At 59.3% G+C, this 12,069-nt stretch carries 9 protein-coding genes and 1 pseudogene; 7 read left to right on the top strand and 3 right to left on the bottom strand.

Features of this window, described 5'->3' with window-relative positions:
• Positions 1–40: 40 nt before the first annotated feature.
• Entirely contained in the window at positions 41–1,024 is a 984-nt protein-coding gene (locus DDQ68_RS14225) for a cation diffusion facilitator family transporter (RefSeq protein ID WP_109656896.1), read from the top strand.
• 56 nt (positions 1,025–1,080) lie between these two features.
• On the opposite strand, the gene DDQ68_RS14220 is transcribed toward DDQ68_RS14225, so the two are convergent.
• Positions 1,081–2,091 carry a glycosyltransferase family 2 protein gene (locus tag DDQ68_RS14220; protein WP_109656895.1) on the bottom strand — a complete coding sequence of 337 codons (1,011 nt, stop codon included), beginning with the start codon at positions 2,089–2,091 and terminating at the stop codon, positions 1,081–1,083.
• A 210-nt stretch (positions 2,092–2,301) separates the two neighbouring features.
• A pseudogene (locus DDQ68_RS24990) lies at positions 2,302–3,304 on the bottom strand (IS701 family transposase).
• Positions 3,305–3,664: 360 nt separating this feature from the next.
• Here DDQ68_RS24990 and DDQ68_RS14205 point away from each other — a divergent pair.
• From DDQ68_RS14205 to DDQ68_RS14195, 3 genes are all read left to right on the top strand, one after another.
• A complete protein-coding gene (locus DDQ68_RS14205) occupies positions 3,665–4,090 on the top strand; it encodes a hypothetical protein (protein WP_109656892.1) in 426 nt (141 codons plus the stop codon).
• A gap of 84 nt (positions 4,091–4,174) precedes the next feature.
• Positions 4,175–4,615: a DUF6526 family protein gene (locus tag DDQ68_RS14200; RefSeq protein WP_109656891.1), complete on the top strand. Its 441-nt coding sequence runs from the start codon at positions 4,175–4,177 to the stop codon at positions 4,613–4,615.
• Positions 4,616–4,717: 102 nt separating this feature from the next.
• Positions 4,718–5,020, top strand: coding sequence for a DUF4286 family protein (locus tag DDQ68_RS14195; RefSeq protein WP_109656890.1), 303 nt, complete (start codon positions 4,718–4,720; stop codon positions 5,018–5,020).
• 152 nt (positions 5,021–5,172) lie between these two features.
• Here DDQ68_RS14195 and DDQ68_RS14190 read toward each other — a convergent pair whose 3' ends face one another.
• Complete coding sequence (locus tag DDQ68_RS14190) at positions 5,173–5,604, bottom strand: hypothetical protein (protein ID WP_162550115.1); 432 nt, start codon at positions 5,602–5,604, stop codon at positions 5,173–5,175.
• Between the two features lie 155 nt (positions 5,605–5,759).
• Between DDQ68_RS14190 and DDQ68_RS14185 the strand changes: the two genes are divergently transcribed.
• From DDQ68_RS14185 to DDQ68_RS14175, 3 genes are all read left to right on the top strand, one after another.
• Entirely contained in the window at positions 5,760–7,808 is a 2,049-nt protein-coding gene (locus tag DDQ68_RS14185) for a M13 family metallopeptidase (protein WP_109656888.1), read from the top strand.
• Positions 7,809–7,905: 97 nt separating this feature from the next.
• Positions 7,906–9,297 carry a magnesium transporter gene (gene mgtE / locus DDQ68_RS14180; protein ID WP_109656887.1) on the top strand — a complete coding sequence of 464 codons (1,392 nt, stop codon included), beginning with the start codon at positions 7,906–7,908 and terminating at the stop codon, positions 9,295–9,297.
• A 1,134-nt stretch (positions 9,298–10,431) separates the two neighbouring features.
• A complete protein-coding gene (locus DDQ68_RS14175; protein ID WP_109656886.1) occupies positions 10,432–11,844 on the top strand; it encodes a carbohydrate porin in 1,413 nt (470 codons plus the stop codon).
• Positions 11,845–12,069: the final 225 nt, after the last annotated feature.

The following is a 12,069-nucleotide window of genomic DNA, read 5'->3' as shown; positions in this document are numbered from 1 at the left end:
GCACTGCTTTCCTTCGTACCTCGCTTCATTGCCATTACCCATGGGCCATTCCCATAGCCACGCCGGCCACGACCACGCCGGCCATGTGCATGCCACGCCGCCGGCCGGGGGTGCGTTCAGCGGCGCTTTTGCCGGAGGCATTGCCCTCAATTCGGCCTTCATCGTAGTCGAAGTCATCGGGGGCCTGTCGGCCAACTCGGCGGCCCTGCTCTCCGATGCCGGCCACAACCTGAGCGACGTGCTAGCCCTGGCCCTGGCCTGGGGCGCGGCCTGGCTGGCGGGCCGCCCGGCCACGGCGCGCTACACCTTCGGCTACCGGGGCGCCACCATTCAGGCAGCCCTACTGAACGCGGCGCTGCTCTACGCAGCGCTGGGCTTTATTTTATGGGAAACCGTAGACCACCTGCGCCATCCTGCCCCGGTGAATGGCCGCTCGGTGATGCTGCTGGCCGGGCTAGGTATTGCGGTCAACGGCTTAACGGCCTGGCTGTTTCGGCACGGGCAAAAGGGCGATGTGAACGTGCGTGGGGCCTACCTGCACATGCTCACCGACGCGCTGGTGAGCGCGGGTGTGGTGGTGGGCGGAGCCATTACCTACTTCACCGGTTGGGCCTGGCTCGACCCGATCATTAGCTTGGCTTTACTTGGCGTGATTGCCGTGGGCTCGTGGGGCCTGTTGCGCGACACCGTGCGCCTGGGCCTGCAAGCCGTGCCCGACGGCATCGACCTGGAGGCCGTGCAAGCCTTTCTGGTGCGGCAGCCGCAGGTGCAGAGCGTGCACGACCTGCACATCTGGAGCCTGAGTAGCGATGGCCACGACGCCGCCCTCACGGCCCACCTGGTGCGCCCTGGCGGGGCCGATGCCGCTTGGCTGGCCAACTTGTCGGCCGGTTTGCTGCGCGAGTTCCACATTCACCACACCACTGTGCAGGTGGAGGACAGCGAACTGCCCGGTGGCTGCCACAGCGGCTGCCCCGACCCGCTAAAACTCAAACAGCACGAAAGTATTTTGGCAACAGAATAATTAGAAGCTGCCGAGTTAAAAACTCCCACAGATTGCTGTCGGTTAGGAGTGGAAACCTACTTTACCTTAAAGGCACCTAATTTAGGGGCGAGCAACTGGGAAGAAAACCGTTTCCAGTACAGGTAAGGGCTGAATTTCAGGATGAGTAGAAAAATTGCTAGCCGTCGATTTTGGCCAAACCCCAGCCGTCGGATGTTGGAAACCTTTAGATACTCCTGGTATTTCTTCAGGATGCGGCCTACTTGGCTATACGGCAAGCCTGCCGACAAAATGGTCAGCGTCAAGTTTCTAACCCAAGTATGCATGAATAACAACAGATCGCCGCGGATCTCTTGGCTCACCTTGGGGTCCTGAAAAAAGCTCGCTTCCATCTGGCTGAAGCACGCTGGGATGCTCACGTACTTGTTTAAATCGCCCAGCGTGGTGGTAATGGAGCCGCTGCGTTCAAAGTAGTTGTACAGCGGCTTGGCTAGGAAATACATTTTTCGCGTGGCTTTCCAAAGCATAGGTTGGATGATAATGTCTTCGTAATAAACGTTTTCGACGAATTTGATAGTGTCGAAGATGGATTTGCGGTACAAGTTGGACCAGACGTACATCCGTTCCTTAAAACCCAGAACGGCTTTCACGGCCGTCTCACTATCTACTAACCCTTGAGTGTGATATGCCCACACTTTGGGGGGCCGCGATTGGTTAAAGGGGACGCGGTACATATTGCAAACCACGATATCAACCTCCGGAATTTGCGCTTTTTCGCTCATTTCCGCTACCATGGTGGACTCTAGCATGTCGTCACTGTCCACGAATAGCACAAACTCACTGGTGGCCACGGCCAAACCGTTGTTGCGCGCCGCCGATAACCCGCTGTTGTTCTCGTGCTCGATAAATACCGCGTTGTAGTTGTTGCGGGCCACCACCGCTTTTGCTAGCTCGAACGAAGCATCGGGCGTCTTGTCGTTCACAAGAATCAACTCTATATTCTTGTGGGTCTGATCAATAATCGATTGAATGCACGCTTCAACGTAAGGTTCGACCTTATAGATAGGTACAATGATGCTTACTCTCATTGATATAAAGCGATTCGTTTTCAAGGCCGAAGGTGCTGCTGGGGCCCTGGGTAAAAGGGCGAAGAAACGTTCTTTAAGTACTCATTCAAAATAGATTGCCTCAAAGGTGGCGGCAGATTTAGCAATATATCCCGAAGTAGCAGCGAATGAAGTGCTTGGTTCGCCGTTGGCTACAAACCACACAATGTAGAATAGGACTTACGCACTCGACTACACAAGTGCTGGAATGAGGGGTTTTTGGAGCAACTGCCGCAGGTAGGGCGCCCATTGCTGTTGGTGGGCCTGATAAATCGTTTGCCCCAGCCGGCAGGCGTGTTGGTGGAGCGATATCCAGGCCAACTAGCAACAAGTCAAACGATTGCGCTGCGCCGTGGCCTTGTGGCACTGGCATTTCTCCGACCCGGTTAGTTGCTTGAAGCTGCGGTGAAATTCCTCGACCTGCCAGCGCACCTGCACGGCCTCAATGACCATTCCGCGCGTTAAGTGAGCGGCCAAGTGGTTGGTCATGATCCATTCAATGTCGCCGTTCGTGGCCACCAGCTTGGAGAGCTTTACCCCAAAGGGCACTTCTTTGAGGCATATTTCCACGCCCTGGCCCCAGCCCTGGGGCGGCGGTTCGCGCGTGTCGAGGCCTTGGTAGCCGCTCTCCTTGGGCCAGGTTCACCAAGCGGTTGCTTTTCAGGGTCGTGAAAAACGTCCACCCCGCGCGGTGAATGCGCTTCAAATTCGTGCTGCCCGCGTATCAGGAATCGAATAAAATATTGCGGGCTAGTAGTTTATATTCGGCCACTACCTCGTCAAACATGGTCAGGAAATGGTCATTTTTCGTTTGCCCGTGGGCATCGGGCGCGTACACGCGGTAGTCCAGGGGCAGAAAATCGCCCGCCTCGCCGCTGCTGTGCACCCGGTTGACCAGCCCGATGCCGGTGACCATGCCATGCGCGTTGCCCGCGTACTGGCGCTTGGCCACGCCGATGAAGTGGCTGTAGCACTTGTCTTGCACACGGTCGTCAACGAGCAAAAAAGCCTCGGGGGAGTCGCGGAGTAAAGGCGCAACTAATTCACGCAACTAGTTGATGGTCAGTATATACGTACGCAAAAACCGGTTTATCTGGTCGTGGCTCACGTCGGGCAGATGGGCCGCCAAATGCGTACAGGTGTAGTTAGTGGGCGTACTGAGCAGGCACTCGATGTAAGTGGTTTGAGTCAGTATGAGCGCGCGTTTTTGCCTAAATTACCTCAAAGTGCGTAAGTCCTATAGAAAAAAGCCCGTTCATCTTGATGATTATCCTTGCTGCAGTAAGGAAGTGCAAGAGATATGCTGACTATACCCATTTAAATGAGAAAAAGTAAAAGAATGTGTCACAACTACTGATGGAGGGCTATGAAAATACAGTTTTGAATTAATTAAAGAAATATATTTTTGTTTATACTTTCTCGTCTGCCGAGTTGGTAAGGACTGCGCGACTGTGCAGGTGAACGAAAAATCTCTCTATAGTACATTGTCTAAACTTCGGATTAAGCCTCTGCGTATAGGGCAGGCAACATCTCTGTGTTGCATCATTCAACTGCTATGAAAAAGATTTTTGTATTGGCCGCTTTGGTGATGGCCGGCACCGCCGCCCGCGCCCAAACCACCGTTCCCGCTACCACAACCACGACTACTACGGGCGACCCCGCTACGACCGTGGCTGCGCCGTTGCCCAGCGCCGCCGATGCGCGCGATACTTACAAGCAGCAGCAGGCCCAGGCCGACAACGCCCGCCAGGCCACCCGCGAAAGCAAAAATGCTTACAGGGAGCAGGAGCGTATGCTGAAAGACCAGAAAAGCCAGATGCGCGCTCAGCGCTCCCAGGCAAAAATAGCCAAGGAGCAAATGAAGCAGCAGCGCACGGCTGAAAAGGCTGCCAAGAGCCAGGAAAAGGCTGCCAAGCAGCAAGCCAAAGCCGCCAAACAGATGGAAAAAGCTCAGAAACAAGCCGCCAAGGCCGCGAACTAGGCCCATCCCTTGTCCGTAGGGAAGACCCCGGCCCGGTGCCGGGGTTTTTTATTGCCCGTTTGTCATTGATTTTTCACTTCCGTTATGGCTGCCAAAAACCCCGTTCAATTATATCTCTGGCACCACTTTGTGCTCCTGCCCGCGGCCCTGATTTTGGCAGGCTACGGCATAACGCGCTACGTACACGTGGCCGGCGACGACGACCAGATTGCCCGCCTGTGGTTCACGGTGGGGGCCCTGGCAGTGGTGGGCCTGGGCGTGCTGCTCATGCTGCGCCAGCACTACGCCCTCACACTGCAAGACCGCATCTGCCGCCTCGAAGTGCGCCAGCGCTACTTTGAGGTAAGTGGCCAGCGGTTTGCCCCGCTCGAAAAAGACCTGTCGCTGAAGCAGATTCTGCGCCTGCGCCTGGCCGGCGACGCCGAACTGCCCGCCCTGGCCCAGGCCGCGGCCAAAGAGAAGCTTTCGCCCGCCGACATCCAGGCCCGCATCAACGATTTCCAGTTTGATACCATGCGGGTCTGAGGCCACTTTTTTGGAAGGTGGGCCCCGCCGCACGTGCTTCGCGCGCTGCGTAGGCCAGCCTTTTGTTGACACCTACCCGTAATTACTGATTTCTAGTTTGTTATGATTCTTTACAACGTTACGACCAGCCTGGAGCCCGCCGTGGCCGACGAATGGGTGGCCTACATGCGCGACACCCACATGCCGGAGGTGATGGCCACCGGCTGCTTCATCAAAAGCCAGCTCTGCCGCTTGCTCAACGAAGAGGACGACGGCATTACCTACGCCTCTCAATATTATTGCCTGAGCCTGGAGCAGCTCGAAGCCTACCAGGCGCATTTCGCCCCAGCCCTGCGCGCCGACATGGACCGGCGCTTCGCCGGCAAGTACGCCTCGTTCCGCACCACGCTCGAAATAGTGGCATAACCAAGGCAAATCGGGCCGGGCAACCGGCTTTTTCGCCGGCTGCCCGGTAATCGCCGAACGGCTTGCTTTTGAACAACCGCGCCCGGATTTACCCATACATGCAACGATTAGCGGGCTGCCGGCGGAAAAGCCGGTAGCCCGCGCCGGGGGCCCTACTTCAGCAGCCAGCCCAGCAGCGTCAGCCGGGCCGTCCAGGCCAGGGTGCGCAGCCAGTTGGTGCGCACCAAGCCGTCGATGGTAATGTAGTCGTAGCCGTTGGCCTCCAAGCGGTTGTGGAACGGAACGGAAACGAAGAATGTGACGGCCCAGACGAACACTACTAGCCCAAGGCTCCACCAGCCGGCACCGCGGGGCAGGGCCTCGCGCCCGGCCCAGGCCAGCCACGCCGCCAGGGCCAGCTCCAGCACCATGGGCACCAGTACCACGTAGCTCATGCGCTGGGTATGGGCAGCGTGGTAGCGCGGAAATTCGGCCTTGCCCACCAGCGCGAAGCCGGGGTAGTGCACCACTTGCACCGTCCAGATGAGGCCGGTGAGGTAGGCGGCCAGGGCAAAATTGAGTAGCAGCAGCAAGCGGAGCGACACGGCGAAAAGCGGGTAGGGGTGGGCGATGCGCCGTGTACGCAAAACACCGGCGCTTCATCTAGCGGCCAGCAACAAAGAGGGCCCGGGGGCGGGTTTTGGCTTAACATTGCCGAACCGAAAACCGCGCCCCGCCCGGGGCCCTACGCCGCCGCCCTATGATAAACAAAAACATCCTGGCCCTGCCGCTGCTGGCGGCCCTGGCCGCCGCCTGCAACTCGTCGCCCACCGGGGCTGGCGCCGGCGCCAAGCCCGATTTGCTGCGCGCCGCCCTCGATACCACGGTGGCCCCGGGCGACGATTTTTTTAGCTACGCCAACGGCACGTGGATCAAGAACCACCCGATTCCGGCGTCGGAAAGCAACGCGGGCATCGGCATTGAGGTGCAGAAGGAAATTTACGCCCGCCTGCGCCAAACCAGCATCGAGGCAGCGAAGGCCAACGCAGCGGCCGGCAGCAACCAGCAGAAAATTGGCGACTTCTGGGCCGTGGGCATCGATTCGGTGAAGGCTGATAAGCTGGGCTACGGACCCATCAAGTCCGAGCTGGACCGCATTGCGGCGATGAAAACGGTGGCCGAGGTGCCGGCCGTCATCGCCCACGAAATCCAGCTGGGCGTGCGGGCCCTGATTGGGCCCCGGGTGAGCCAGGACGACAAAAACAGCGATAAGATGGCGCTGCATCTCTATCAGAGCGGCCTGGGCCTGCCCAACCGCGACTACTACTTCAACACCGACACCCGCACCAAAAATATCCGCCGCGCCTACCTGCGCCACGTGGCCAGCACCTTTAAGCTGCTGGGCCAGGACTCAACCGCCGCCAAGACAAATGCGGCGCGGGTCATGGCCCTGGAAACGAGCCTGGCTAAGTCGTCGCGCAAGTTGGAAGCCCTGCGCGACCCTTACAAAAACTACAACAAAATGACCGTCGCGCAGCTCGATAAGCTGACGCCGGGCATCGACTGGCAAACCTGGTTCGGCCAGCTGGGGGCCCCTCGCGTTGATACCGTCATCGTGGGCCAGCCCGAGTTTTACCAAACGGTGGGCCAGCTGCTAAAGACCAAGCCCGTGGCCGATTGGCAAGCCTATCTCACCTGGCAGGTGGCCCGCGAGTATTCGCCCACGCTCAGCCAACCGTTTGTTGAGGAGAACTTTAAGTTTTATGGTACCACGCTGCGCGGCGCTAAGGCCATGCGCCCCCGCTGGAAGCGCGTGCTCGACATGCAGGAAGATGCGCTGGGTGACGCCCTGGGCCAGTTGTTTGTGAAGGAGTACTTCAAGCCCGAGGCCAAAGCGCGCTACGATACCTTGGTGAAAAACGTGGTGGCCTCCTTCGCCGAGCACATCCAGAAGGTGGATTGGATGAGCGCGCCCACCAAAGTGGTGGCCCTGGACAAGCTCCACAAAATAGCGCCCAAGGTGGGCTACCCAAACAAGTGGAAGGATTACTCGAACCTGACCATCGACCGCAGCTCGCTGACAGCCAATGTAATGCGCGCCAACCAGTGGCAGTACAACTACCAGCTGCACAAGCTGGGCAAGCCCGTGGACCGCACCGAGTGGGGCATGACGCCCCAGACTTACAACGCCTACTACAACGGCTCAAACAACGAGATTGTGCTGCCCGCCGCCGCCTTCGCCATCCCCACGCTGCTCGACGCTGATGCCGACGACGCGCTGGTGTACGGCTACGCCGGAGCCAGCACCATCGGCCACGAGCTGACCCACGGCTTCGACGACGAGGGCAGCCAGTACGACGCCCACGGCAACCTGCACGAGTGGTGGAGCAAGGACGACCGCAAGCGCTTCAACCAGCGTGTAGCCGTGATTGTCAAGCAGTTCAATAGCTATACGCTGCTTGATTCGATGCACATCAACGGCCAGGCCACGGCCGGCGAAAACATTGCCGACCTCGGCGGCATCGTCATCGGCCTCGACGCGTTCAAGAAAACCAAGGAGTACAAAGAGGGCAAAAAAGTGGCCGGCCTCACGCCCACGCAGCGCTACTTCCTGGGCTATGCCCTGGGTTGGCAGATGCACGAGCGCGACGAAGCCCTGGCCTCGCAGCTGCTCACCGACGTGCACTCGCCGGCCCAGTACCGCGTGAACGGCCCCATGGCCGATGTGCCCGCTTTCTACGAAGCCTTTGGGGTGAAGCCGGGCCAGAAGCTCTACCTGCCCGACTCGGCCCGGGTAAAAATCTGGTAAGTTGTGGCTTACCTCCGCAAACGGGCCCCAGGCTGCCGAAACGGCGATTTGGGGCCCGTTTGCGTATGCGCGAGAAAAAGATTTCCCTTCGTTATTTATGGCACTTTATACCATTGCCACGCCCGCCGACAACGTCCGCAAGCTGCTGGCCCAGCACGATTTTAGGGCCCTGAAGGGGGCGCTGCAAAACTGGCCCGCGCCCGAGCTGGCCCGTCTTATTGCTGGGCTGCCGGAAGCGCAGTTCCTGGTGCTGTTTCGGCTGCTGCCATTGGCCCAGGCGGCGGCCGTGTTCGGCTACCTGGCCCCGGCCGCCCAAAACCAGCTGCTGGGCCACCTTACGCCCGAGCAGGTCACGGACGTGCTCAACGACATGGCCCCCGACGACCGCACGGGCCTGTTCCAGCGCCTGCCGGCGGCCTTCGTCAAAACGCAGGTCGAGCGCCTCTCGCCCGACGAGCGCCGCGTGACACTGGAGCTGCTGGGCTTCCCGCACGACAGCGTGGGCCGCCTGATGACGCCCGACTACATCGCCGTGCGCGATAACTGGACCATGACCCAGGTCTTCGACTACATCCGGCGGCATGGGGCCAGCGCCGAGACCGTGACGATGCTCTACGTGGTGGATGAGCAGGGCAAGCTGTTCGACGACGTGCACATTCGGGAGTTTCTGGTGGCCGAGCCTACGGCCCGCGTGCAGCAGGTGCGCAACAATATTTTCGTGTGCCTCGATGCCCTGCAAAGCCAGGACGCGGCTCTGGCCGACTTCCGCCGTTACCAGCGCGTGGCCTTGCCCGTGACCAACGCGGCGGGCATGCTGCTGGGCATCGTAACGCTCGACGACATCCTGGCTCTGCGTGAGCGCGAAGACACCCGCGAAATTCAAAAGCTCGGCGGTTCCGAATCATTAGACGAGCCTTACCTGGAAATACCGCTGGTCAAAATGGTGAAGAAGCGCGCCGGCTGGCTGGTGGTACTGTTTTTGGGCGAGATGTTCACGGCCACGGCGATGGGGTTTTTTGAGGGCGAAATCGAAAAGGCCGTGGTGTTGGCCCTGTTCGTGCCGCTGGTCATCAGCAGCGGCGGCAACGCCGGCTCCCAGGCCACCTCGCTTATTATCCGGGCCATGAGCCTGGGCGAAGTGACCGTGGGCCGCTGGTGGCAGGTAATGCGCCGCGAGCTGCTGACTGGCCTGGCGCTGGGTGCGATCCTGGGCATGGTAGGCACCATTCGCATTGCATTGTGGCAGGGCCTGCACCTGCGCGACTACGGCCCCCACTGGGTGGCGCTGGCCCTAGCCGTGGGCTCTGCGCTGGTGGGCATCGTGCTGTGGGGCTCACTGGCCGGCTCCATGCTGCCGCTGCTGCTCAAAAAGGTCGGCTTCGACCCGGCTACCTCGTCGGCGCCCTTCGTCGCCACACTCGTGGATGTGACGGGGTTGGTTATCTACTTCTCAGTGGCCTATCTGTTTCTGCACGGCACGCTTCTTTGACAATGAGTGAATTGGGACTTATGCAACTGGGCACCCAGTAGCCCCAGCGGGGCGGCCCGTCGGTAGTAAGGAATTGATTAGCAGAATCAACGCCCCAGTGTGGTGATCCTAACGATCTGTTACTGGTCAGGATATTATCTAAAATTAAGAACCGACAGTTGATAATTTACAACCTGCATTAGGCTGATTGCTAATCAGTTTGTGCGCTGGGTAAGCCTGCTTGGGCAGGCCGTTCCGACTGGTATGCTGACTTCGGGCCTGCGGTGGCCGTCTATTTTTGCCGAGGACCGCCGGGGCATCCAAAATCACGTTTTTGCCAAAGCTCTTAACGAATATTTTAGCATAGACTAAAAATATTTTTAGTCTATGCTAAAAGATTTGTTACCTTTGAGCCGTTCTCGCCACAATTGAACGCTACCTGATTCGCAGCTGGTGGCCAGGGCGAGGCTACTTCAGCGCTTTTTACCGCTTTCCATTGTGGCCATTACCGGTGGCCCTGGGCTTGCTGTGCCGTTGCTTTTTTCTTTTTTATGACTTATCTCCTTGAAATACAAAAATATGTATCGTATGCGGCATGCCAGTAACTATTTCGCGCGGAGTTTGGCAGGGTAGCAACCCTGGGCGAAATTCTCCTTGCGTAAGTCTTGGTGCGGCTGGTTGACGTTATTTCCGGCCCGGCCCCACCGTCGAGCACAAGCGGCTGATCTACTGAGGTATAGGCGCCCGCTTCGGAGAGCTGGTGAAAAGTGTGCGTAGCGGCTCTTGGTACCAAAATGAGTGCACGATTCCCCTGCCCCCCGGCCGGACCAGGAGGTGCAAGCTGCCCGGCCCCTAAAAAACGGCTTGGCGCAGGTGGTCCTCCGCGCAAAGCAGAAGCTTGGCTACGGCCACCCTTCGGCTTACCGAGGCCCGCAACACCGGTGCTTGGTTGGCGACCGGAGTGAAGCAAACGGCTACAACGCAGCCGGTAGCCAACAGGCGAGGCAGTGGCTTCGGCTACAATCAGTCCGGTTATCGCCGAGGTAGAGAAGGAATTTACACAACTCGCTGGTTATCAAATAAATTAAGCGTGAAAATTTAACCTCGTGCCTTGTCTTACATGGCTCACAACATACCTCTTTATTTTTTACCTATATGAATTTGTACTTTTCGCGGGTACTGGTATCAGGCGCGTTGGCACTGCTGGCAGGTCGTGCCCTGGCCCAACGTGGGGTTACGCCACCCTCTGACAAGTTACCGACCCAGCAACCGGCGGCGGCCTCGGCCCAGCAGCCCATTCATTTCAATCCGGACGACAAGTCGCAGAAGTGGAGCGTTCACTTTCAGCAGACTATTATCAAGCAGTGGCACAATGACTTGAGCCCGCGCTACGAAGGGCCGTTGAGCTTGCAAGCGCGGGAGAGTGCCAAGCTCTCGCTCACCTCGACGCTCTTCGTTGGGCGGCGGCTGTGGAAGGGGGCAGCCGTGTACTTCAACCCCGAAGTGGCCGGCGGCAGCGGCCTGAGTGGGGCCACTGGCATCGGCGGCCCGACCAACGGCGAAACCTTCCGCATTGGTGACCCCGCGCCGCAGCTTTACCTGGCGCGGCTCTACCTGCGCCAGCTGTGGGCGATAGGCGCCGAGCAGGGCGAGGAATTTGAGGACGACCTCAACCAAGTGGCTGGCCTGCGCCCCAAGCGCTTCCTGGCCCTGAACGTGGGTAAGTTCAGCATCGCCGACTACTTCGACCAGAACAGCTACGCGCACGACCCGCGCACGCAATTCTTCAACTGGAGCCTGATGGGCGCCGGCGGCTGGGATTACCCCGCCAACGTGCGTGGCTACACCGTGGGCGCAGTGCTGGAGTACGTATCCCCCGAAATGGCCCTGCGCGCGGCTATTACTTCAATGCCGACCGATGCCAACGGCGCTATCCTCGACTATCACTACGGCACGGCCCAGGGCCTGACCGTGGAGCTGACCAAGCCTTACACCCTGGGCGGCCACCCAGGGGCGGTGCGCCTGCTGGGTTTCCGCAACCAGGCCGCGATGGGCAGCTACCGGCTGGCCGTGCGCGACATTGGCCCCGATGGCGCCGATATCACGTCCGTGCGTACCAACGGCCGCACCAAATACGGCTTCGTAGTGAACGCCGAGCAGGAAGTGAGCCCCGAGGTGGGTGTTTTTGGCCGTTTCAGCTACAACGATGGCCACAACGAAACCTGGGTCTTCACCGAAATTGACCATAGCCTGAGCGTGGGCGCCACCAGCACCGGTGCGCGTTGGAAGCGCCCCACCGACCGCCTCGGCGCGGCGGCCGTGGTCAACGGACTCTCGCCCGAGCACCGCGCCTACCTGGCCGCCGGCGGCTCGGGCTTTATCCTTGGCGATGGCCAACTCGCCTACGGCCTGGAGTATATCGGGGAGGTGTATTACAGCATTGACTTTCCGCGCTACCACACCGCGCTAAGCCCTGACTATCAAATTATTTTTAATCCCGGCTACAATACCAACCGCCTGCCGGGGCCGGTGCACGTGCTGGGGATGCGGGTGCACGTCGAGTTTTAGGAAGCAGGGCAGCGTGGCCCGCCGTACTACTCCTGCTGGCTATACTTTATGAATGCACCAAAAACCTTACAGCTACGGCTCCCACCGCGCAGTTTTGTAGCTCGTCCTCAGCAGCTGGTGTTACGCAATAGCAGGGGCCCATGCCCGGTCAACGCGCTTCTGACGACTCGCATCCTGGGCTTGTACATGGGTTAGTTGTTGGCTTTGCCCCGGCCACCTTTGTGG

The organism is Hymenobacter nivis (assembly GCF_003149515.1).
In the GTDB taxonomy this organism is placed as follows: Bacteria; Bacteroidota; Bacteroidia; order Cytophagales; family Hymenobacteraceae; genus Hymenobacter; species Hymenobacter nivis.
The sequence above is the reverse complement of the archived record's forward strand: the minus strand, read 5'-3'. Positions and strand labels throughout refer to the sequence as shown.